This is a genomic window from Pseudotabrizicola sediminis (assembly GCF_004745575.1).
GTDB classification, from domain to species: Bacteria; Pseudomonadota; Alphaproteobacteria; order Rhodobacterales; family Rhodobacteraceae; genus Pseudotabrizicola; species Pseudotabrizicola sediminis.
Genome location: NZ_RPEM01000013.1, coordinates 1 through 22,021, shown reverse-complemented (window position 1 = coordinate 22,021; position 22,021 = coordinate 1). Strand labels below are relative to the sequence as shown.

Annotated in this window: 27 protein-coding genes; 9 read left to right on the top strand and 18 right to left on the bottom strand. The window is 62.3% G+C overall.

Annotated features, from left to right (window positions below; all coding sequences use genetic code 11):
- Window positions 1-2 precede the first annotated feature (2 nt).
- From EEB11_RS16230 to EEB11_RS16215, 4 genes are read right to left on the bottom strand one after another with little or no spacing between them, the layout of a single operon-like run.
- Window positions 3-509: a chemotaxis protein CheW gene (locus EEB11_RS16230; RefSeq protein WP_135433142.1), complete on the bottom strand. Its 507-nt coding sequence runs from the start codon at window positions 507-509 to the stop codon at window positions 3-5.
- Window positions 510-521: 12 nt separating this feature from the next.
- Complete coding sequence (locus tag EEB11_RS16225; RefSeq protein ID WP_135433140.1) at window positions 522-2,540, bottom strand: chemotaxis protein CheA; 2,019 nt, start codon at window positions 2,538-2,540, stop codon at window positions 522-524.
- A 1-nt stretch (window position 2,541) separates the two neighbouring features.
- Entirely contained in the window at window positions 2,542-2,907 is a 366-nt protein-coding gene (locus EEB11_RS16220) for a response regulator (protein WP_135433138.1), read from the bottom strand.
- 10 nt (window positions 2,908-2,917) lie between these two features.
- Entirely contained in the window at window positions 2,918-3,208 is a 291-nt protein-coding gene (locus tag EEB11_RS16215) for a hypothetical protein (RefSeq protein WP_135433136.1), read from the bottom strand.
- A gap of 151 nt (window positions 3,209-3,359) precedes the next feature.
- On the opposite strand from EEB11_RS16215, the gene EEB11_RS16210 reads away from it, so the two are divergent.
- Window positions 3,360-4,958: a coiled-coil domain-containing protein gene (locus tag EEB11_RS16210; protein WP_135433134.1), complete on the top strand. Its 1,599-nt coding sequence runs from the start codon at window positions 3,360-3,362 to the stop codon at window positions 4,956-4,958.
- A 58-nt stretch (window positions 4,959-5,016) separates the two neighbouring features.
- On the opposite strand, the gene EEB11_RS16205 is transcribed toward EEB11_RS16210, so the two are convergent.
- Window positions 5,017-5,553 carry a cyclase family protein gene (locus EEB11_RS16205; protein ID WP_435531118.1) on the bottom strand — a complete coding sequence of 179 codons (537 nt, stop codon included), beginning with the start codon at window positions 5,551-5,553 and terminating at the stop codon, window positions 5,017-5,019.
- 24 nt (window positions 5,554-5,577) lie between these two features.
- Here EEB11_RS16205 and catC point away from each other — a divergent pair, with 24 nt between their 5' ends.
- Complete coding sequence (gene catC / locus EEB11_RS16200; RefSeq protein ID WP_435531117.1) at window positions 5,578-5,988, top strand: muconolactone Delta-isomerase; 411 nt, start codon at window positions 5,578-5,580, stop codon at window positions 5,986-5,988.
- Complete coding sequence (locus EEB11_RS16195; protein ID WP_435531119.1) at window positions 5,879-6,655, top strand: SDR family NAD(P)-dependent oxidoreductase; 777 nt, start codon at window positions 5,879-5,881, stop codon at window positions 6,653-6,655. The genes catC and EEB11_RS16195 overlap by 110 nt, the downstream gene beginning before the upstream one ends.
- Here the strand turns inward: EEB11_RS16195 and EEB11_RS16190 are convergent.
- From EEB11_RS16190 to EEB11_RS16180, 3 genes are read right to left on the bottom strand one after another with little or no spacing between them, the layout of a single operon-like run.
- Entirely contained in the window at window positions 6,592-7,032 is a 441-nt protein-coding gene (locus EEB11_RS16190; protein ID WP_135433128.1) for an alpha/beta fold hydrolase, read from the bottom strand. The two genes, EEB11_RS16195 and EEB11_RS16190, sit on opposite strands and share 64 nt — an antisense overlap.
- Entirely contained in the window at window positions 7,010-7,324 is a 315-nt protein-coding gene (locus EEB11_RS16185) for an alpha/beta fold hydrolase (protein WP_135433126.1), read from the bottom strand. The genes EEB11_RS16190 and EEB11_RS16185 overlap by 23 nt, the downstream gene beginning before the upstream one ends.
- Before the next feature lie 41 nt (window positions 7,325-7,365).
- Window positions 7,366-8,289 (bottom strand): LysR family transcriptional regulator, encoded by a 924-nt coding sequence (locus EEB11_RS16180; protein ID WP_135433124.1) that lies wholly within the window; start codon window positions 8,287-8,289, stop codon window positions 7,366-7,368.
- Window positions 8,290-8,472: 183 nt separating this feature from the next.
- Here EEB11_RS16180 and phnD point away from each other — a divergent pair, with 183 nt between their 5' ends.
- The 4 genes from phnD to phnE (EEB11_RS16160) all read left to right on the top strand — a co-directional run bounded on the left by phnD (window position 8,473) and on the right by phnE (EEB11_RS16160) (window position 11,913).
- Complete coding sequence (gene phnD / locus EEB11_RS16175) at window positions 8,473-9,426, top strand: phosphate/phosphite/phosphonate ABC transporter substrate-binding protein (RefSeq protein WP_135433122.1); 954 nt, start codon at window positions 8,473-8,475, stop codon at window positions 9,424-9,426.
- A 68-nt stretch (window positions 9,427-9,494) separates the two neighbouring features.
- Window positions 9,495-10,316, top strand: a complete 822-nt coding sequence (gene phnC / locus EEB11_RS16170; RefSeq protein WP_135433120.1) for a phosphonate ABC transporter ATP-binding protein — start codon at window positions 9,495-9,497, stop codon at window positions 10,314-10,316.
- Window positions 10,313-11,113, top strand: coding sequence for a phosphonate ABC transporter, permease protein PhnE (phnE, locus tag EEB11_RS16165; protein ID WP_135433118.1), 801 nt, complete (start codon window positions 10,313-10,315; stop codon window positions 11,111-11,113). Before phnC ends, phnE (EEB11_RS16165) begins: the two co-directional genes overlap by 4 nt.
- Window positions 11,110-11,913, top strand: a complete 804-nt coding sequence (gene phnE / locus EEB11_RS16160; protein ID WP_135433116.1) for a phosphonate ABC transporter, permease protein PhnE — start codon at window positions 11,110-11,112, stop codon at window positions 11,911-11,913. Before phnE (EEB11_RS16165) ends, phnE (EEB11_RS16160) begins: the two co-directional genes overlap by 4 nt.
- 2 nt (window positions 11,914-11,915) lie before the next feature.
- Here phnE (EEB11_RS16160) and arsH read toward each other — a convergent pair whose 3' ends face one another.
- From arsH to EEB11_RS16140, 4 genes are all read right to left on the bottom strand, one after another.
- The gene (arsH, locus tag EEB11_RS16155; protein WP_135433114.1) at window positions 11,916-12,632 is read right to left on the bottom strand and encodes an arsenical resistance protein ArsH; all 717 of its coding nucleotides are present in this window, start codon (window positions 12,630-12,632) and stop codon (window positions 11,916-11,918) included.
- Window positions 12,629-13,681 carry an ACR3 family arsenite efflux transporter gene (gene arsB, locus EEB11_RS16150; RefSeq protein WP_135433112.1) on the bottom strand — a complete coding sequence of 351 codons (1,053 nt, stop codon included), beginning with the start codon at window positions 13,679-13,681 and terminating at the stop codon, window positions 12,629-12,631. The genes arsH and arsB overlap by 4 nt, the downstream gene beginning before the upstream one ends.
- Entirely contained in the window at window positions 13,678-14,013 is a 336-nt protein-coding gene (locus EEB11_RS16145; protein ID WP_135433110.1) for an ArsR/SmtB family transcription factor, read from the bottom strand. Before EEB11_RS16145 ends, arsB begins: the two co-directional genes overlap by 4 nt.
- 138 nt (window positions 14,014-14,151) lie before the next feature.
- A complete protein-coding gene (locus EEB11_RS16140; RefSeq protein ID WP_135433108.1) occupies window positions 14,152-14,454 on the bottom strand; it encodes an SH3 domain-containing protein in 303 nt (100 codons plus the stop codon).
- Between the two features lie 166 nt (window positions 14,455-14,620).
- Between EEB11_RS16140 and EEB11_RS16135 the strand changes: the two genes are divergently transcribed.
- A complete protein-coding gene (locus EEB11_RS16135; RefSeq protein WP_135433106.1) occupies window positions 14,621-15,763 on the top strand; it encodes a PHA/PHB synthase family protein in 1,143 nt (380 codons plus the stop codon).
- Between the two features lie 42 nt (window positions 15,764-15,805).
- Here the strand turns inward: EEB11_RS16135 and EEB11_RS16130 are convergent, their stop codons facing one another.
- On the bottom strand, window positions 15,806-16,894 hold the full coding sequence (locus tag EEB11_RS16130) for a polyheme membrane-associated cytochrome C (protein WP_210134443.1): 1,089 nt from the start codon (window positions 16,892-16,894) through the stop codon (window positions 15,806-15,808).
- Between the two features lie 141 nt (window positions 16,895-17,035).
- Here EEB11_RS16130 and EEB11_RS16125 point away from each other — a divergent pair, with 141 nt between their 5' ends.
- Window positions 17,036-18,505 (top strand): ferredoxin reductase family protein, encoded by a 1,470-nt coding sequence (locus tag EEB11_RS16125; protein ID WP_135433104.1) that lies wholly within the window; start codon window positions 17,036-17,038, stop codon window positions 18,503-18,505.
- Between the two features lie 193 nt (window positions 18,506-18,698).
- Here the strand turns inward: EEB11_RS16125 and EEB11_RS16120 are convergent, their stop codons facing one another.
- The 5 genes from EEB11_RS16120 to EEB11_RS16095 form a co-directional block, all read right to left on the bottom strand.
- A complete protein-coding gene (locus EEB11_RS16120; protein ID WP_135433102.1) occupies window positions 18,699-19,361 on the bottom strand; it encodes an NUDIX hydrolase in 663 nt (220 codons plus the stop codon).
- A 19-nt stretch (window positions 19,362-19,380) separates the two neighbouring features.
- Window positions 19,381-19,617 carry a TOBE domain-containing protein gene (locus EEB11_RS20055; protein WP_245298954.1) on the bottom strand — a complete coding sequence of 79 codons (237 nt, stop codon included), beginning with the start codon at window positions 19,615-19,617 and terminating at the stop codon, window positions 19,381-19,383.
- A gap of 224 nt (window positions 19,618-19,841) precedes the next feature.
- Window positions 19,842-20,414: an ABC transporter ATP-binding protein gene (locus EEB11_RS20050; protein WP_245298949.1), complete on the bottom strand. Its 573-nt coding sequence runs from the start codon at window positions 20,412-20,414 to the stop codon at window positions 19,842-19,844.
- Between the two features lie 31 nt (window positions 20,415-20,445).
- Window positions 20,446-21,192, bottom strand: a complete 747-nt coding sequence (locus EEB11_RS19620) for an ABC transporter permease family protein (RefSeq protein ID WP_167852773.1) — start codon at window positions 21,190-21,192, stop codon at window positions 20,446-20,448.
- Between the two features lie 367 nt (window positions 21,193-21,559).
- Window positions 21,560-22,021: IS3 family transposase (locus tag EEB11_RS16095; RefSeq protein ID WP_135433094.1), on the bottom strand; the 462-nt coding region annotated here is incomplete at its 5' end.

Here is a 22,021-nt window from a genome sequence, read left to right as displayed (position 1 = left end):
GCTCATACTTGAAAGGTTGGCCCGGCGTCGGGGCGGAAAAGGGTGTCTGTGTTCAGAAGGATGACAAGCGAATCGCCATAACGGGCCACCCCGGTCACATATTGCTCGGGCCAGCGTGCCCCGAGTTCGGGAACGGGTTTGAGTGCGGCGCGGTCGGTTTCGATGACCTCTTCCACCGCGTCGGCGATGATTGCGAGCCGCGTTGCCGCGCCATTTACGGACAGTTCCAGCACAATAATCCGGGCTTGCTCACTCGCCGGCATCGCCTGCATGCGCAGACGCTGGCGGATGTCGATCAGCGGGGCGATCGCGCCGCGGACGTTGATCAGCGCCGGCGCAAAGGCGGGTGCGCCTGGGACCGGCGTTGTCGGCATCGGGTCAAGGATTTCATGAACTTCACTGACGGGAAGGGCAAAAATCTCACCCGACAAGCGGAAGATGAGCATCATCTCGGGTTCAGGGCCGCCGGCCGGAGCGGGCTTGTCGCGGGCCTGGAGGGTGTTTTGCATGGCCAGCTGTCCTCAGGCGATCTGCCGCTGCGCAACACGGGCGCGGCGGGCGAGGGTTGCGACATCGATGATCAGGGCAACCGCGCCATCGCCAAGGATGGTGGCACCGGCGAGCCCTGCGATATGGCGGTGATAGATGCTGAGCGTCTTGATCACGGTCTGGTTCTGGCCAAGGATGTCATCCACCACCAGGCCCAGACGTTGGCCATCGGCCTTTACAATCACCACCCGACGGCGGGCCTCGGTGCTGCGAGGGCGGGAGAAGACTTCGTCAAGATCAAGAAACGGCACAAGGTGTTCGCGCAGCTGCAGCATCGTCCGGCCACTTTCGCGCCCGCGTTCGGCCTCTTCAAACTCCACGCATTCTTCGACGGCGGCCAGCGGGATGACGAACACCGACTGACCGAGCCGAACCAGAAATCCGTCAATGATGGCAAGTGTCACCGGCAGGCGCAGAGTGACCCGCGTACCACGTCCGGGCACTGTGACGATTTCTGTCTGACCGCGCAACGCCTCGACCGCGCTGCGCACCGCATCCATGCCCACCCCGCGCCCAGAGACACTGGACAGCGTTGAGGCGGTCGAAAAGCCCGGTGCAAAGATCATCTGGTGAATTTCTGCCGGGTTCGGCTGGGCATCAGCAGCCAGCAGGCCGCGTTCTATCGCGCGTTTGCAGATGGCATCGGTGTCCAGCCCGGCCCCGTCGTCCTCAATCGAGATCAGCACTTCCCCCCCCTCCTGCCGGGCGGAGAGGGTGACTTTGCCACGCGCCGGTTTGCCGGAGGCCTGACGCCGGGCCGCATCCTCCAGCCCGTGGTCCATGCTGTTGCGGATCATGTGGACAAGCGGTTCGGACAAGCGATCAATCACGGTCTTGTCGAGTTCGGTTTCACCGCCTTCAACCGCGAGCGCGACATCCTTGCCAAGCTCCACCGACAGATCCCGCACCACCCGACGAAACTTGCCGAACACCGATTCAATCGGCAGCATCCGCACCGAAAGTGTCGCATCGCGCAAACCGGTGACCAGACGTTCCACTTCTTCGACAATCGATTCCAGATCGGCGTTCTTGGTTGCCGCTGCAATCTGATGCAGCCGCGCCTGTGCGATCACCAGCTCGCCCAGTTGATCCATGATATCGTCAAGCTTGCCTGCCGGAACGCGGACATTTTCGCTGGACCCCGCATTCGCCTGAGGCACGCGCGCGGCCGGGGGTTCTTGTGGCACCACGGCGGTTTTCTGTGCCTTGGGCTGCTGCGTGGGAACGGTGGGGACAGTATCAGCGGTTTCTTGGGTTTCCTGGAAAATCTCAGTAATCTCCAGTGCGGCATCATCCGCAAACAGAAAGATCGCTTCTATTGCATCCCGGGGTTGTGCGGTTGCCAGAATGATATCCCAAGCAAGATAGGACCGCTCCGGATCAAGTTCGGCCAGCACGGGCAGTTCCGAGGCATCAAGCCTGATCTCAGCTTCGCCAAGGGCGGCAAGTTCGGCCATCAGAAGATCGGGACGCATCCCGTTGCGCAGCGCCGCGGCATCCGGGTGGAACCGGATCGACCAGCGCCGAAAAACCACCTCGCGCTGGGGCAAGGCGGCGCGTGCGGGGGAAGACTTGGACTCCGCGCTGGCCGGACCTTTGCCCATGATGGCGGCCAAAGTTGCCAAAAGGCTGGCAGCTTCGTCTGACGCCTCCAATCTTGCGGCTTCGGGATTGTCGCCGCCACAGTCAAGCAGCGCGGTCATATGGTCGCGCGCCCGCAGGGATACGTCGATCAAACGGTTGTCAATCTGCATCCGGCCTTCGCGGACGCCATCAAAGGCGTCCTCGAAATGGTGGGTAAAACGCGCAAGCGCCCCGAACCCGAACATTGACCCCGAACCCTTGACCGTGTGCAGCACCCGGAAAATGGCATCGACACGATCACGATCCGTACCGGTCTCAAGGTCCAGAAGCATCGCTTCCAGCCCTTCAAGCTGCTCGCGGGCTTCCTGAACAAATGTCTCTACGGCAGCGCTCAGATCGGTTGTCATCTTAGCCCGCCAGTCTTTTTGCAACGCTGATAAGGTTTTCAGGCGTAAATGGCTTGGTGATCCAGCCGGTGGCCCCAGCGGCCTTGCCCTCGGCCTTGGCCTCGGGCTTGGATTCGGTGGTCAGCATGATGATCGGCACGCCCGCGCCCTTTGGCATGCCGCGCAAGGCGCGAATGAACTCAAATCCGTTCATCACCGGCATGTTCAGATCGGTGATCACCAGCGACACCGGTTCCCTTTTGAACACCTCGATCCCGCTTTGACCGTTATCTCCTTCGACCACCCGGTACCCGAGCGGGGCCAGTGTCAGCTTGATCATGTCGCGGATCGACTTGCTATCATCGACGGCTAAAATTGTACGGGCCATGCTGGCGATCCTAGCTCCGCTCGGGACTGTGAATGGAAAGCGCGGCCATAGCCCCGGAGGCCTGTGGGCCAAAGCCGGAAAACGCACCCTTCCCCGCCAGCATCCGCGCTGCGGCCAGAAGAAGCTGCATGGCCGGCACCGTCGCCTTGTCGCCCGTCAGTTCGAGGCCGAGGGGTGCAGCGGGCGATGCGGCGCTGACAGCAGCGTTCAGTTCGGTCAGGGCAGCCCGGCTGTCTGCCACCGCGAGCGCGCGTTCAATAAGATGCACCGTGCCGGTGCCGGACCCGATGTTGTTGACCATGCTGCGACTCGCCCTTTATATTGCGTCCAGCGGAACATGGGCCGCAAAACTTAAGAAAAACCTTCGCTCTCAGCGATGTTCCGTTCACTCCCCCGTAAGGACCGGCTGGTATTCACGGCACTGACGAAGCTGAGGAGCACGAAGAAACCGTATGGGTTCACTTGCCGCCATAGTATCCGACGTGCCCTGTTCTGCCCTGTCGCGGGCGGGAACTGCCAGCCGCGAGTCTTTTGCCGAACTCGCCGTGCATCTTGTCGATCTTCAAGCGGCTGTTCTGGCGTTGCTGGATCTTTTTGCCGCTCTTGCAGACCATCTGGTGGCCGAAGGTGCAGGCCCCGATCCGGTGGCCGAGGCTGATTTTGCCGCCCGCACATTGGTGGATGTGCTGCCGGTCATCTCTGGCAACACTTACATCCGGGCGCTTGGCGAAACCCGCGCCGCCCTGCATGAAATCGCGCAAGAGGCGCGGTCGCTCAAGGCCTATGCCGCGCTGACCCGGCTTACCGCCGCCTCGTTGCAGGTGGATGTGTTGCAGGCCTATGTGGTTGAGGTACAGCAGATTGCCGAGACCGTGCAGGAAAACGCACAATCGCTGACCGAATGTGTGGAAGTGATTGACCATGAACGCGGACCTGCGGTCGCGGCCCAGCGCATGGCGACTGCCGGTCTGCAACGGATGCTGGATGACCTGGCTCAGGCCCACGCCGCCAGTGCTGGCCTTGCAAGCGAAGAACGGGCGTTCCGTTCCGATCTGACGCGGCGGATCGACCGGCTGTCACAGGGGGGGCGGACCGAAATTTCGGCACTGATCTCGATGGTCCAGTTTGCCGATCAGTTTGCCCAAAGGCTGGAACATATCGAAACGATCCTCTCATCTGATGTCGACGCTGGCGACACTGCCCCGCTGGCCGCCGCGCTGGAGGTGGCGCTGGTTACCGATGCGGGTTCGGTCTGTTCTGCCGCCGTAAGCAGCCTTGACCGGCTTGGAAAACTGGCTCGGCGCTCTGCATTGGTGGACGGGGCAGCGCTTGCGGCCAGCCCGCTGGGCCGGCTACTTCAGACCCGACGGGCGGCCCTGGACTGTGTGCAGCGCTGCAATCGGGAAACAGCGGCCTCGCTGACCTTGGCGGCAGAGGCCGCACGGCAGATCTCCGCCGCGCTTGTCGGAGCGCAGCGCGGGTTTGATGCCTTGCGCGCCAGCGCGGCAAGCGTCAGCATCGCAGCGACCAACGCCCTGCTGCTGCCCGGTCGCACGGGCGAGGCGCGGCTGCCACTTGGCGTTCTGGCCAAGGCGGTGCAAGAAAGCTCCGCCGCCTTCCGCGATAAGACCGCCGCCGCCAGCCTGTCGATCAAAGGCCTGTCAGACGGGTTTGATGCCAGTGCAGTTACCGCGCTTGAACAGGGTCTGGCCGGATTTGATGCCTCAGTACAGACCTCTTCGGCCCGGATCGACGCCGCCGATGACAGCCAGCGCAGGATTGCCACGCTGCTGTCAGATATCGACGTCGCCGTTGCCGCACTGGAGCATGCCGCCAAAGACAGCCAAGCCGCGATGGCCAGTGTTCTGGCCTCGCTCCGGGTCCTGCGCGAGTCGGCTGCACCCGTCAGCCATGTACGGCCAAACCCCGGAAACCTTGAAAGGTTCATCGTGATTTACACAATGGCAAGCGAGCGTGAGGTTCATGGTGCCGTCACTGGTATCGCCTTGCCGGAACCCGAGCCCACGGCATCAGAGATCGAGTTTTTCTGAGCTGGCAGTCATCACACCCTGCAATGGCGCGACCCTGTCGACGCAACCCCCGGACCTGTCAGATTGTGGCAACCGGGGTGACCGGCGATCCGACAGCGCCCGGCAGCCGCAAAGGTGGCGCGGTCAAGAAAACAGCCGTGCGCCCGCGCTGCGCCAAGGCACTCGCCAGATCACGCAGATACCACAGCTCGGCCTTTGGCATTCCCAGCTTGAACAGGCAATAGTGGTGCAGTGGCAGCTTGAAACAGCACTCATCCGGGGTCAGATGCGGATTTTCCACCGCATAGATATCTGCCGCAATTGCAGCAATCCGGCTATCGCTGATCCAGCGTTTCAGCGCGTCGTCCGTCCCGTCAAGCACCGCGCCAAACCAGTCCAGCGCCGCGGGGTCGGGTGCGCTTTGCATGTTCAGCAGCGCTTCGGCATAGCCGGTGCGCAGTATCACGATATCGCCTTGCCGCACCTCGACCTGCTGCGCCGCTATCACTGACTGCAGATCGGCAAGCCCGACAATCCGCCGCTCTGGCCCGAAGGCGCGCAGCAGATCAATCAGCACCCCGCGCTCCTGCACACCGCTTTGCGGCATCCCTGCCACCGAAAGGCACCGCGCGAACGACCCGTGAATGCGCTGTATCAGGTAGAGATGACCGTCCTGCTGCCCGCCGACATGCCCGAGGACAGGGCAGCAGAGATCGAGGCGCTGGAAAAGACCTATGCGCAGGATCTTCAGCGGCAGAGGATCTGGCGCCACCTGTGGCGTGTTGCCGGCAGCTACAGCAACCTGTCGATCTTCGATTGCCGCGATAACGCCCATCTGCATGAGGTGCTGACCGGTCTGCCGCTGTATCCGTGGATGAAGATCACAGTGTCACCGCTGTGCCGTCATCCATCAACATGGATGACCAATGACGCAGACCGCCGTGATCACCTGCGGCGCGGGTGGGATCCGGGCTGCCATCACCGCACGACTGGCCGCGGACGGGTTCCGCACCGTGGTGCTGGATACCGCCGAACCCGAAGTCCGCCCTGACCGTTTCATTCAGGTCGACCTGTCCGATGCCGACGCCACGCGCGCCGTCACGGCAGAGCTGGTCACCACTGAAACTGTGAACTGTCTGGTCAATAGCATGGGCATCGTCGCCCCCGGCCCGCTGGAAAGCGTGGATCTGGACGATTTTGACCAATTGTTCAATGTGAACCTGCGCGCCTCGCTGATCTGCGCGCAGGCCTTTGTGCCGGGGATGAAGGCGGCAAGTGGCGGGCGCATCGTGATGAATACCAGCCGCGTGACGCTCGGCAAAGAACATCGCACACTTTACAGCGCCACCAAAGGCGCCGCGCAGTCCATGGCCCGGACCTGGGCGCTGGAACTGGCCCTAAGCGGCATCACAGTGAACTGCGTAGCCCCCGGACCAATTGGCACGTCGGCGTTCTGGGCCAACAACCCACCGGATGCCCCGCTGACCCGCCAGATCATCGACAAAGTACCGCTGCGCCGGATGGCCGGCCCGAAGATGTCGCCAACGCGGTGGCCTTCTTCTGCGCCCCCGCATCAGGTTTCGTCACTGGACAGACCTTGTTTGTCTGTGGCGGGGTCACGGTGGGCCTGGGCGGGGCCTGACGGCCCCACCCTTCAGGCCAGATGCTGCTTCAGCAGCGCCACAAAGCGGTCGGGTTGCTCAACGCAGGGCAGATGACCCGCATCGGCAATCTCGACAAACGCCGCCCCGACAATTTGCTCTGCCATCGCGCGCACCAGCGCAGGCGGGGTCGATGCGTCGTCGTTTCCCACCACCACCAGCGTTTTCGCCCGGATGCGCGCCAGATCTGCAGTGTAATCTGCGTCACGGATCGCGGCACAAACATCGGCATAGCCCTGCGCCGAGGTCCGCTCCAGCATCATGCGCCACATCTGAAAATCCGGCGTGGCGGCATAACCCGGGGCGACCCAGCGCGACAGGATGGCATCGGAAATCGTTGCGATGCCATTGTTCAGCACAACCGCGATGCGTGGGTTCCAGATCTCGGGCGAGCCAATCTTGGCCGCCGTATCAGCCAGCACGAGGTGCGGCATAGCCCCAGCGCGGCGCCAGCCGTTGCATGATCAGCCCGCCAACCGACAGGCCCACGCCTGCAAACCGGGTGATGCCAAGGTGATCCAACAGCATCTCGACATCATCGGCCATGCTCTCGATGCTCAGCCCAGCCCGTGCAACGCTCAACCCATGGCCGCGCTTGTCATGGCGAAGGATGCCCCAAGCAGCAGGCAGCCGGGTGCAGACCCTGTCCCAGACCCGCAGATCGGTGCCCCGCGAATTGCCGAACACCAGCATAGGGGGCAGAGCCCTGCGCCGGGCGATAACCATAATGAACGCCCTCGAAGGCGCTGAACTCCTCGGTTGTCATGTCACGGTCCTTCCGTCGCAAACGTCTCTATGCTGGCCAGAAACAGGTTCAGCGGCGGGCTTTCTCTGTCGGCCCGGTAGATCAGGGCGATCGGTGCTGTCTTGGTCGTGCCGCGCAGCGGGCGGTAAACCACGCCCGGCAACACCGCGCGCCGCATCGCCTCTGGCACGATCGCGACACCAAGCCCCGCCCCGACCAGCGAGACGATGGCCGCAAACTGCGGCGCACGGTGGACGATGTTCGGCGTCACCCCCGCTTCGGCCCAGGCCGCGTGTGCTGCCGCTGAAAATCCGGTGTTCGGTGGCAGATGGGTGGCAATGAAATCGGCCCCGTTCAGATCGGCAAGCAATACCTGATCCGCGCCAGCAAGTGGATGATTTTCGGGCAGCGCGATCCACAGGGCCTCGTGGTGCAAGGTGCGTGCCACGACATCGGGTGGAATATCCGGATAGGGCAGCCGCACCAGACCGACATCCAGATTCCCGGCGGCCACTTCGGGAAACTGGCGGTTCAGATCCATCATCTCGAGCCGCAGGTCGATCTGCGTAGCACGGTTGCGGAATTCGGCCAGAATACGGGTCAGAACGCCATTGAAGGCGACTGCGCCCACATAGCCCAGCGACAGCTCTCCCAAAATCCCGCGCCCGGCCCGCAGCGCCACATCCTCGGCCCGCCGGGCATGGCGCACGAAGGCGCGGGCATCGGGCAGGATCAGCGCCCCTGCAGGCGAAAGCGACACCCGGCGCCGGGTGCGATCAAAGAGCAGCGCCCCGACAATTTCTTCCATTTGCTTCAGATGCTGGGTAAGCTGCGACTGTGACACGCCAAGCCGAGCCGCCGCCCGTCCGAAATGCAGTTCTTCGGCCAGAACGCACAGCAATTCGTAGTGCTTCAGCGTCAGCAGCACATTTCCTTTTCTAATCATTGCGCAAGTTAAATCACTGAAATTAACAAGCGTCGCAGCGGTAAGATGCAGCAGATTCGGGGGTTCTTTGCTTCTCACCCGTGGGGCGGGAAAGATCGGACCCGTCACGGAACCGTCACACAAGCGATATCCGGCTGTGACATGAGGCTGCTAATCGGCCTCCCAGATGAAAAGGAGATCGCCATGACCATCCGCACATTCCTGAGCGCCACCGCGCTGACCTGCATTGTCGCCCTTCCCGCCGCCGCCGAATTCGCGCTGGACCAGCGTTACACGGACGCTGATGGCGACATGATCGCCGATATCCCGACCGATCCGGCACAGCTGGTAGACCCTGACACGCTGATCTTTGCCTATACCCCGGTAGAAGATCCGGCTGTTTACGCCGAGGCTTGGGCTGACTTCATCGCCCATATGGAATCTGTCACCGGCAAGACCGTGCAGTTCTTTCCGATCAACAGCAATGCCGCCCAGATCGAGGCGATGCGCGCGGGTCGTCTGCACATTTCGGGCTTCAACACCGGATCGAACCCGCTGGCCGTGGCCTGCGCCGGGTTCCGCCCGTTTGCGATGATGGCTGCCGCCGATGGCAGCTTTGGCTATGAGATGGAATTCATTACCTACCCGGACTCAGGCATCACGTCAGTCGAAGACATCAAGGGCCGCACCATGGCCTTTACGGCCGAAACCTCGAACTCGGGGTTCAAGGCACCGTCAGCCTTGCTGGCGTCTACCTACAACATGGTTGCCGGCACCGATTTCACCCCGGCGTTTTCGGGCGCGCATGACAACTCCATCCTCGGGGTTGCCAACAAGGATTATGACGCGGCAGCCATCGCCAATTCGGTGATGACCCGGATGATCGAGCGCGATGTGATCAAGGCCGACCAACTGGTCAGCATCTACAAATCCGATACCTTCCCGACCACCGGCTATGGCGTTGCCCATAACCTGACGCCAGAACTGCAGGAAAAAATCCGCGACGGGTTCTTCAGCTTTGACTGGGCCGGGTCGAGCCTTGAGGCCGAGTTTGGCAAGTCAGGGGAATCGCAGTTCATCCCGATCACCTTCAAGGACAACTGGACTGTTGTGCGCGAAATCGACGCGGCAATGGGCGTGGAATACACCTGCCAGTGACCGTCTGACAGACCCGGATGCGGGCAGAGACTTCTGCCCGCATCCTGCTTTTCTGGCGAGGAAATCTAATGCTGACCCTGACCGATCTGACCAAGACCTACCGGAGTGGCGACAAGGCGCTGGCCGAGGTCAGCCTGACCGTGCCGAAGGGGCAGGTTGTGGGCCTGATAGGGCCATCGGGGGCGGGCAAGTCAACGCTGATCCGCTGCATCAATCGGCTGGTGGAACCCACAAGCGGCAAGATCATCTTGTCGGGAACCGAGCTTTCCGGTCTGGGCACGCGCGCCCTGCGGCGTGAACGACGGAGGATCGGCATGATCTTTCAGGAATACGCGCTGGTCGAGCGGCTGACCGTGATGGAGAACGTACTGTCGGGACGACTGGGCTATGTGTCGTTCTGGCAAAGCTTCACCCGCCGGTTTCCGCCAGCGGACATTGAACGCGCATACCGTCTGCTGGACCGGGTGGGCCTGATGGAACATGCCGACAAGCGCGCCGATGCGCTGTCGGGTGGGCAACGGCAGCGCGTGGGCATCGCGCGGGCCCTGTCACAGGAACCCGAACTCTTGCTGGTGGACGAACCGACCGCCAGTCTTGACCCCAAGACCAGCCGCCAGATCATGCGGTTGCTGATCGAGATCTGCGACGAACGCGGCTTGCCTGCGATTGTGAACATCCATGATGTGCCCTTGGCGCAGCAATTCATGCAGCGCATCATCGGGCTGCGGGCCGGGCGCGTGGTGTTTGACGGCACGCCCGAACAGCTGACCGAAAGCGTGTTAACCACGATCTACGGGGCCGAAGACTGGACCGCGATGCGCAAGGATGGCGAGGCAGACCGCGTGGCCGAGGCCGAAGCGGTGGCGCGTCTGGCGATGATCAGCGCATGAACAGCTATCCCACCACATGGCGACGCCCGCCGCAGATCGTGACCGACCGGCGCTGGCGCATCGCGCTGAGCGTGGCGGTAATCGCTTATCTTGTGATCGGGCTGGGCAGTGTCGAGCTCAACTGGCAGCGCATCGTGCAAGGCGGCGAACGCGGTTTGCGCTTTATCAACGGGTTTTTGCAGCCAGATTTCACCTCACGCTGGAAAGACATCTCGAACGGGCTGATTGAAAGCCTGACGATGACGCTGACCTCTACCGTGGTGGGCGTGGCGATTTCGGTGCCCATCGGGATCGGAGCGGCGCGCAACATTGCCCCGGCATGGGTTTACTACATCTGCCGCAGCATCATCGCGGTCAGCCGTGCACTGCAAGAGGTGATCGTCGCGATCTTTCTGGTGGCGATGTTCGGCTTTGGCCCCTTTGCAGGGTTCCTGACGCTGAGCTTTGCAACCATAGGCTTTATCGCCAAGCTGCTGGCCGAAGACATCGAGGATATCGACGAAGCGCAGGCAGAGGCGATCCGCGCCACCGGAGCAAGCTGGCTGCAACTGGTGCATTATGGCGTGCAGCCGCAGGTGATGCCACGGCTGATCGGCCTGTCGCTGTACCGGCTGGACATCAACTTTCGCGAAAGCGCGGTGATCGGCATTGTCGGCGCAGGCGGCATTGGTGCCACTCTGAACACCGCGATTGACCGCTATGAATATGACAGTGCGGGGGCGATCCTGCTGGTCATTATCGCCATCGTGATGGTGGCGGAATACTCTTCGTCTTACCTGCGGAAGTTCCTGCAATGACCGATTTTCCGCAAACATGGGCGTTTCGTAGCCCGCGTGCCCGGCTGGCACTGTGGTTTGGCTGGCTGTGTCTGGTGGCGCTGTTCGTGTACTGCTGGCAGGTGATGACGGCAAATACGATCTGGGCTTTCATTTGGGATGCCCCGCGTCAGGCGGCAGATATTGGCGGGCGGATGATGCCGCCACGCCTTTCCTATCTGCCGGAACTTCTGGTGCCGTTGTGGGATACGCTGAACATGGCCACTCTGGGCACGCTGCTGGGGGTGATCCTTGCCGTGCCGGTTGCGTTTCTGGCGGCGCGCAACACTTCGCCTTCGCTGCTGATCCTGCGACCCATCGCGTTGTTCATCATCGTGGCATCGCGGTCGATCAACTCGCTGATCTGGGCGTTGCTTTTGGTCGCGATCCTTGGGCCGGGGCTGCTGGCCGGGATCATTGCCATCGGGCTGCGGTCGATCGGGTTCATCGGCAAACTGCTGTATGAGGCGATCGAGGAAACCGATATCCGCCAGATCGAGGCGGTCACAGCGACAGGGGCAAGTCCGGCGCAGGTGCTGAATTACGGAATCGTGCCGCAGATCATGCCCGCCTTCTGGGGCATCACGGTGTTTCGCTGGGATATCAATATCCGCGAAAGCGCCATCCTCGGGCTGGTCGGCGCGGGCGGGCTGGGGCTGAAGCTGCAAGCCTCGCTCAATACGCTGGCCTGGCCACAGGTGACGCTGATCCTTCTATTGATCCTCTTGACCGTGGTGGTGTCGGAATGGGTGTCGGCCCGCGTGCGCGGCGCGATCATCTGACGTCAGGTGGCGGCGGACAGGTTGACCCGGGCCATCAGTGCTTCGGCGCTTTCCTTGCGTTCGGAATAGCGGTCTACCAGATAATCGGCGCGGTCGCGGGTGAGGAGGGTGAATTTCATCAACTCTTCCATCACATCGACAATCCGGTCGTACAGTGGCGACGGACGCATGCGACCCGCCTCATCGAATTCCTGAAATGCCTTGGGGATCGAGGACTGGTTGGGGATGGTGATCAGCCGCATCCAGCGACCCAGGATGCGCATCTGGTTGACGGCGTTGAAACTTTGCGACCCGCCTGACACCTGCATCACCGCAAGGGTCTTGCCCTGGGTTGGTCGCACAGCGCCTGTGGACAGCGGAATCCAGTCTACCTGCGTTTTCATCAGTCCGGTCATCGCGCCATGGCGTTCGGGCGAAGACCAGACCATGCCTTCGCACCAGACAACCAAATCGCGCAATTCGCGCACCTTGGGATGGGTTTCGTCAACCCCGTCATCCACCAGCGGCAGGCCGGAGGGGCTGAAGATGCGCACTTCGGCCCCCAAACGGGTCAGGATGCGGCCCGCCTCTTCTGCCGACAGACGGCTGAAGCTGCGGGGGCGGAGCGAGCCATACAGGATCAAGATACGCGGGGCGTGGGTCTTGTGTGGCGGGGTAAGCAGGGCCCCATCGTCGATTCCGGGGAACAGCGCGTCGTCGATATTGGGCGTGTCGTTCATCCGGGAAAGCTCCTCCTTGTGCGGTTAGCAAAGGCAACGAGGNTCCTCCTTGTGCGGTTAGCAAAGGCAACGAGGGACAGCATCACCGGCACCTCGACCAGCACGCCGACCACGGTGGCAAGCGCCGCGCCGGAGTTGAGGCCGAACAGACCGATGGCCACCGCGACGGCCAGCTCGAAGAAGTTCGAAGTGCCGATCAGGGCGCAGGGCGCGGCGATTTTATGCGGTAACTGCCAGGCCCAGGCCCAGGCGTAGCCAAGCGCAAAGATGCCGTAAGATTGCAGGATGATCGGTACCGACAGCAGCACAATCAGCAAGGGTTGGGCAAGGATGACCGGCCCCTGAAAGCCGAACAGCAGAACGACGGTCAACAAAAGCCCAAGGATCGACGCCGGTTTGATCTGTGCGGTAAAGGCGGCGACGGCCGCTTCGCCCCCGCGTTTCAGCAGGGCCTGTCGCGTCAGCGCCCCCGCGATCAGCGGGATGACAATATACAGGACCACCGACAGGATCAGCGTTTCCCACGGCACCGAAATATCGGTCACGCCCAGCAGGAAGGCCACGATGGGGGCAAAGGCGACCACCATGATCAGATCGTTTACCGAGACCTGCACAAGCGTGTAATTAGGATCGCCCTTGGTCAGCTGGGACCAGACAAACACCATCGCCGTGCAGGGCGCGGCCCCCAGCAGGATCAGTCCCGCGATGTATTCCGGGGCCTTGGCCGGGTCGATCCAGCCAGCGAAGATGTGGTTAAAGAACAGAACCGCCAGTGCGGCCATGGTGAAGGGTTTGATAAGCCAGTTGATCACCAGCGTGATCACCAGCCCCTTTGGCCGCTGGCCCACAGCCTTGAGCGATCCGAAATCGATGGCGATCATCATCGGATAGACCATCGCCCAGATCAGCACTGCGACGACCAGATTGACCGAGGCATATTCCCACCCCGCCAGCAGACCGAACAGGCCGGGCACGAGAGTGCCCAGCGCCAGACCGGCAATAATGCACAGCGCAACCCAGAGCGTCAGGTAGCGTTCGAACAGGGTCATGATGGGGCCTTTGGCTGCGGGATGCAGCAGGTGGTGTTTGCCGGGGCAGTCAGGGTGGCCAGAAAGCCGGACAGGGCAATCATGGCGTCCGGGTTCAGGCCATAGCAGATGCGGGGGCCATCGATCTGACCGCGGATGACACCTGCGGCCTTGAGGATGCGAAGGTGTTCTGACACGGTGGATTGGGCAAGGCCTACCGCATCAACAATATCGCCGCCGATACACCCCGGTGTGGCGCGCAGAAGGCGCAGGATCTGCAACCGCGCCGGATGCGCCAGCGCCTTGGCCAGCCCGGCGATCAGGGTGTCTTCGTCCGTCTCGGCGGAAGTCATGTGCGCGACTCCAAGGAGGTCATTTGACATTTGATCATCGTCTATCGTCGTTTAACGATAAGCCTGACCCCACTCCGCTGTCAAGCGCAACCTGCCCCGGATTCCCGAAGCGCCTGCAGCCGGGGTGTGGATTGTCGGTCAGAGTTTGCGCAGATAGGACGCAGAGACATAGCCCTTGAGCCCACGCGCCCGGTCCAGTGTGACGCTGCACCAACGGGTGCTGCCAGATTGTTCACATCTGTGGACCCGCACCACGGCACCGTTCGGAAGGCCGACAATCACCACATACCCCACCCCTGGCCCCGCGCGCATTTTGAGCATGTCGTCGCCTTGAACGCCATAAACCTCGTGCCGGCCAAGCGGATCGGCTTCCGCTGGAGTGGTCGCGGAAACGGTCGCCAACATGGCTGCCGCGATGGTGCCAAAGAGTGCTTTTCGCATTGCTTTACCTGTTTGTTGCTCGATCCCTGCTTTAGGCGGTCTGAACCCCAAACGGAATAGCCACGTGCTGCGATGGTCTGCACGCGGGCCACGGGGGCACACTTGCGCATCAGTCATCACACGTCATGTTGAAACTTGCCCGAGTTCCCCCAAGACCCAACTGTAGTTGTCTGAAATTGTTCGCTCCCAGAGTCTCATTGTTGATCGAGATCATGGGGCAAGGGCCGGGCGTCCGCAAACGCCACAGGTGCACGCCCGACCGATCCTGATCGTGCCGGCATGGATCATGAAATACTACATTCTTGATCTGTCGCCTGAAAACTCGATGGTGCGTTATCTGGTCGGACAGGGATTCACAGTGTTCATGATCTCGTGGTGCAACCCGACCGCAGATCAGCGCGCCCTGTCGCTTGAAGATTACCACAAGCGCGGCGTAATGGCAGCACTTGATGCGGTGACGGCCATCGTACTGGCAACGCAACTTCAGGCGGTGGGCTATTGCCTTGGCGGCACGATCCTTGCGATTGCGGCCGCAACGATGGCGCGGGACGGCGATGACCGGCTGGCCTCGGTTACGCTGATGGCGGCGCAGGTGGATTTCTCCGAAGCCGGAGCGCTTCTGCTGTTTCTGGATGAAAGCCAGATCGCCTTTCTGGAGGATCTGATGTGGGAACAGGGTTATCTGGACCGCCCGCAAATGGCGCGGGCCTTTGCCACAATCCGAGCCGAAGATCTGATCTGGACCCGTGCGTCGCAGCGTTATTGTCTCGGGCGCGAGGATGTGGCGACCGATATCGCGGTCTGGCTGTCTGACACCACCCGGATTCCCGCCACCATGCATTCGCAATACCTGCGCGGGCTGTTTTTGGAAAACCGGCTGACAGCGGGGCGGTTTGCAGTGGAAGGCCGGGCAATCGCACTGAAGGATCTGTCAGTGCCGCTGTTCGTGGTTCGCACCGAAAGCGACCACTTTGCGCCGTGGCGGCCGGTCTACAAGACCAAGCTATTCACCGATTGCGACCTGACCTTCGTGCTGACCAAAGGTGGCCACAACAGTGGTATCCTCAGCGAGCCGGGGCATAAGGGGCGGCATTACCGCATCTCTCACCGGCCCGGAGGCGCGCTTTATGTGGGGGCTGACGCCTGGCTGGCACAAGCCGAAACGACGCCGGGATCGTGGTGGCCGGGCTGGGTGGAATGGCTGAGATCTTTGGGCGGTGATCTGGTGGAGCCGCCCCGCACGGGTACCACGGATAAGGGGCAGACCGCGCTGGGCACAGCTCCGGGTTCTTATGTGCTGCAGATGTAGGGGCGACGCTTTCCGGTCATTGCCTGACCCGTCCTGCGCCGGTCATGGCCGGCGCAGTGTCGACATGCCCACGTCCACCTGTAGGGACAGGCTTTCCAGACTGTCGTGGAGCAGTTGCAGCATGTAAGTCGGATTGTGCACGTAGCCGCCGGGGTCTTTCTGAACGACCTGATAATTATAGGCGGCCTTCAGCAATCTGGGCGTCCAGCTTTGATAGCGGTTGGGAAAGACCGCCTCATCCGGGCTGATCTGACCGTCACCATCGGTGTCATTGAAGAAATACGGAAAGGTTCCATAGGCATATCCGATGGGGGCCTTGCCGACGGTTGCACCATAGGCCTGAATGGCGGCGTAGAGCTGGCGGTGCAGGCCGGTGATCTCGGTATGGATACCGCCGGCATTATTTCCGTCGCCGTCAAAATCCTGATGCCGGGTGCGGATGTCGCGGATCGACTCGACGCCGCGATGGCAGCTCATGCAGCCATCGGTGGCAACTTCGGTTGTGTGGGGCTGATGGCAGGCGACACAGGTGTTTGCGCTTGGCACATGGTTGAACCGGCCCGCATAGGTCTTGCCGGGATAGTGAAATCCGCCCTCAACCTCGGCCCCGTGCATCACCGCTGCCGCGACACCGTAATGTACGTTGAGAAAGGCCAGATCGGCGGAAACCGTGTCTTCTTCGATGCCACCGATCGCGGCGGCTACCGAAATGCCCGACTGGCGGCCCTGATGGCAGACGGTACAGACCGCCGACGTCCCCAGCCCGCCGACCACGACACCCGATGGAAATGACACAGAGTCCAGCGCGTGGGCGGCAGAGGTGTGACAAGAGGCACAACCGATCGGCGCGTTGATGGCTGCGGCGTGGTCCACAACGCCTGCCGTGCTGCCGTCAGCCCCGATGAAATCAATGAACCCCGGCTGCGAGTGGCAGGCCGCACAGGCGACCGGCACTTCGCCATCCTTGTTCCAATAGGTAAAGGACAGCGAGGTGTAATCGCCATGCGGTGAGCTGAGCCATTCTTCGGTCAGCCGACCGAGTTCGGACATATCCTGCGCTGCCACGGGAAGCGACAATGCAACAAGGGTGGCAACCGTACCAAGCGTGCGCGATAGTGCGGAAAGGGGCATGGGGTCTCCTCCGTGGGGTCTGCGACAGGCTATCACACTCTGCCTATGCACGAGTCGCGAAAGACCAGCCTTGATCCGTGTCAAGGCACCGGCTTTGATTGCGGGGCATGGTCCTGCACGATCGACACAGGGGAATAGCCGATGCCAGATTCCGCCTCGCCGGACCAGATCCCGCAAATTGGCCACCCAGTGCATCCGTCTGGGCCGGTATTGGCAGGTTTTTATCTGGCGCTGTGCTCCGTGCCGCTCTTGCTGGCCTTGAACCAGACCGCATCGCCGGCCGATCCATGGGAAAGGGCTGGTGCTGCGTTGGGAATGGTTGCTTTGGTGGCGATGGCCATCCAGTTCGTAACCTCTGGTCGGTTTGAAGCGGTGTCCGGCCAGCTTGGCATCGACAAGATCATGGCGTTTCACAAGATTGCGGCCTTTTGGGTGCTGATCGCCCTGATCCTGCATCCGCTGGCCTATGTGCTTCCGACCTGGGTCGATGACCCCGCGCTGGGGATAGAACGGCTGACGGCCTATCTTGGCTTGCCACAGTATCGGTCCGGCGTTGTGGCACTGGCAGCGTTGATGGTGCTGGTTGGCAGTTCCATCCTCAGGGACCGTCTGCCCTGGCGGTATGAGTTCTGGCGTGCCTTGCATGTTGTGCTGGGCCTTTTGGCCGTTAGCGGCGGGCTGCACCATGCCGTCACAACGGGCCGTTTCGGTACAATGGAGCCAAACCACTGGTTCTGGTGGGCTGTCGGGCTTGGGGTCATCGCCGTCATGGCGGTGCTTTATGGCCTGCGTTGGGTTGCTTTGCACCAGCATCCTTGGCAGCTGGCGTCCATCACCAAACTGGCCGACCGGCTGTGGGAGCTTGACATCCAGCCAGCCAAGGGCAGCAGGGCATTTCGCTACAGTGCTGGGCAGTTTGTCTGGATGACCGAAGGCAAGCGCCGGTTTCCCCTTTATGATCACCCGTTCTCTATCGCCGACAGTCCAGCGCGGCCAGGGCTGAGCCTGATAGTCAAAGAGGTCGGGGATTTCACGCGCGGGGTTGGCAGTCTTGCGCCGGGTACGCCAATCGGCATCGATGGCCCCTATGGTGAATTTACGCTGGATCACGCCCCCGGGTGCGCGGTCGTGCTTGTGGCGGGTGGGGTTGGAATCGCCCCGATCATGGGGCTGTTGCGCGATCTGGTGGCACAGCATGACCCCCGCCCCGTGCGGCTGGCCTATGCGGCGGGCAACCCACAGAACTTTGCCTGCCTGCCCGAGATCGAAGCGGCAGGTAAGGTACTTGACCTGCAGACCATGCTTATCAGTGAAGATCACGCCGATGGCTGGGTCGGGCAGGTCGGGCGGCTGACGCAGGACAGATTGTGCGACCTGATGCAGGGGCTGGATGCACAGCGCACTGTGGCCCTGATCTGCGGCCCCGGCCCGATGGTCACCGCTGTCTCCGACGCGCTGTTGGATCTTGGGCTGCCGATGGACAGGGTCGTCTACGAGCGTTTCGACTATGCGGGCGGGGCGGGGCGTCAGGACCGCAAACGGGCGTTGAACTTTCTGGCCGTCGGTGCCGGACTGGTTGCCGTAATCGGCGGCTTTGCCGTGCTGTCATGAATTGCTATGCCTGTTTACGGCGGCAGCGCGCGCCGCTTGTAACCTTGATCTGCGCAATCATTGCGGCTTTCGAACCACGGGAAAGACCGTCGCGCTGCGGCATGGCACCGCGTGACCAGATCGATGAGGACAAGGTAAGAGCTGAACTTGAACTGCCGCGGGTCCGTGAGCCGGAACTCAAGCTCTGCAAGGGTTAGCCGGGCGCTTTCCTCGATTTCGCCGTCATGGCAGGTGGCGTGGAAATCAGCAGGCAGGACCAGATCGTGCATGGCAAGCAGTTCCTGATGAAACCCCGGTCCGAGACGTAGCGCACCTCTAACTCGCGGACCCGGTGCAGGCGGACCATCGCATCCGTACCAATCCCCGCCTCCTCCCAGGCCTCAAGCTGCGCCGTCTGCGCAATGCTGTGCGCAGCGCCGCGTCCGCCCGCAACCAGTGTATCCCAGCGGCCCGGATTTGACGGGGCTTGCCCGGAACTCCGGGAAATCCAAACGAGCGGCCCGTCAGGGCTGTCAGGTGCCACAAGCCCGTTGATGTGCACCTTTTGCGCCCAGAACCCCTGGATGCGCAGGCCGGACCGATCGATCTGCGCCACCTCGGCACCGCGCGGCCCGGTGGTGACCGGCATCTGTTCCTCAGGCGGCGATTCGATCCAGCCGTGGCCGAACAGGTTGGCACGAATGTCCTCCAGACGGTTGGTCGGATCGCCGGGCAGCAGGCTCAGGCCGGCGACATCGGTCAGAAGCCCGCGCCACAGCAGATGGTTGGTCACCGGCAGACTGACAGCGCCCAGCGGCTCGGGGAAATCCGGCAGATGCAAGGGCCGGAAGGCACGGGAAGCGGGGTCCGTGGTCATGAAACGGTGGTCTCCGGGGTCAGGTGCGGGAAAAGACGACGGCGGCGTCGCGGAGGAAGTGGATATCTACCTGCGCGCCCTCGGCCAGCCGTTGCGGCGACATCAGCGCAAGTGTGGCCCCGGCACCCGCCCCAAGATCAAGCATAACCCGCCAGTCGCGCCCTTCAAACAGGCTTCGCCGCACATGACCGGTCAGGCGGTTTGCGGCCTGAGTCGGGGCCACGTTGCCCAGTGTGATGCTGCCCGAATGCAGCATGACAGTGACATCGCTCTCTGGCCGCACCTCGCCCGACAGCGCGCTGCGCGGCAGGGTCACCGGCTGACCGGCGACGGCCACCACAAGCTGGTCTGGATCGGGCGACGGCAACAGCCGCCCATGCATCCGAGTGTCATAGCCCGCCAGAGTGGCAATCCAGGCCGAGCGCGGGCGCGCGAACAGGTCTTGCGGCGGGCCGGATTGCTTGATCTCACCGGCGCGCATCACCACCAGAAGGTCGGCAAAGGAACAAGCCTCCAGCGGGTCATGGGTGACATAAAGCACGGTCTTGCCAACGCGGGCAAACAGATCGGCGAATTCCATCCGCATGTCGAGCCGCAGTTGCACGTCAAGATTGGACAAGGGCTCGTCCAGCAACAACACGTCGGGGTCGGTGGCCAGCGCCCGGCAATCGCCACACGCTGCTGCTGGCCACCCGAAACCTGCGACGGCAGCCGGTCGGCCAATGCCGCGATCTGCATCTGGTCGAGCAGCGCCGCCACCCGCGCATCACGCTCGACCCGGGTCAGATGGGCCAGCCCGTAGCCAACGATCTGCGTCACCCGCATGTGGGGCCAGAGCGCATAGTCCTGAAACACCATGTTCAGCCGCCGTTTGCGCGCCTCCAGCGCCCAGCCGGGTCCGGAAAGCTCGGTGCCCGCCAGCATGATCCGCCCGGCATCGGGCACATCCAGCCCCGCCACCAGACGCAGAATGGTGGATTTGCCGCAGCCCGACGGCCCGACGATGCAGGCGACCTGGCCTTCGGGCACCTGAAGCGACACGGCGTTGAGCACGGTCTGGCCGTTGAAACTGCGGGTCAGCTCGTCAAGCGTCGGAATGGGAGTGTCCTTTCGGGTCAGATCTGGTCGGGTCCGAGGTTCGGATCAGGCGCGACAGCACCAGTCTGGCGGCGGTGCTGATGCCCGCGATGATGGCCACCGTCAGTCCTCCAGCCAACAGGGTGGCGGCGGTGGCGGCGCCGAACTCGCCCTGTTCGAAGGCGCGGATGACATAGACCGGCAGCACATCCAGCCGGGGCGGGCGCAGGATCAAGGTGATGGCAAGGTCGAACATTGCCGCGCCAAAGGCGGTCAGCGTGGCCGAAACCAGTGCCGCCGCGATCAGCGGCACGATAATTGTGGCGATGCGCCGCGCCAGCCCCGCGCCTTGCAGCGCCGCCGCCTGCAACATGGTGGCGGGCACCTGCGCCATCGCCCCCAGCAGAACCCGCACCGCAATCGGCACCGCAAGGTTGAGCGTGCAGGTCATGTCGATCAGCCGGTTCAGCCGGAAACCGGAAAAGGTCAGCACATAGGCCGCCGACGCAGCGATCAAGCCAGAGCCTGTGGCGGCGGCGGCGGCAATTTCCATCGAGTTGCGCAGGGCGCTGAGAAAGGCACCACCGGTTTCCAGCACATAGCCGCAGTGGCGCTGGGTCAGGTTTCCCCAGCCGATGCCTTGCGAAATCCGGTCGCTGAATGACACGATCACACTGGCCCCGATCGGGATCAGCAGCGCAAGCGCAAGCGCGACGAAGGCAATGGCGTTGGGCAGCAGTGAGACGTTGCGCACCCCAAACGGGGCAAGTTTTTGCCTTGGCTTCAAGGAAATCGTAGCGGCGGCTGCGCAGCAAGCGGAAATAGACGACCACCGCCAGCAACATGATCACGGTGACATAGAACGCCATCACCCCGGCCAGATCAAAGCGGACCGGCGACTGGTTGATCGCGACATAGATCGCATAGGTCAGCGTCGGAAATCGGTAGGTGGTGGCCAGTGCGGCAGGCAGACCAAAATCACCTAGCACGTCGATGAAGATCAGCAAAGCTCCCGACAGAACGGCAGGCAAGAGCATTAGCAGACGGACGGTCAACAGCACCCGCAGCGGCCCCGCGCCGCTTTGGACCTGTCGCGGATCCGTTCCGGTCAGGTGCTCATGTTAAGCGGCCTTTCGTTCGAAGGCCACGGGGCTTTTCCAGCCCAATGCGGAATGCCGACGACGCGGGTTGTAGAAGCCGTTGATGTATTCGAATAGGGCCACTTCGACCTCTCTGCGGGTCTGCCAGTTTCTGCGCCAGATCATTTCTGCCTTGAGGGATTTGAAAAAACTCTCGACAGCTGCGTTGTCATAGCAGTTGCCTTTCCCGCTCATGGATGGCGTCAGGCCGTGTTTTCGCAGGACTTTCTGGTAATCGTGTGAGCAGTATTGGCTACCGCGATCCGTATGGTGAATGCAGTCCCTGGGTGGGCGTCTCAGGGCGATGGCCATGTTGAGGGCGCGGATCGCCAGGTCTTTCTTCATCCGGTTGCTGATGGCCCAGCCGATCACCCAACGGGAATGCAGGTCCAGGATGACGGCCAGATAAATCCAGCCCTCGCGGGTCCAGATACAGCTGATATC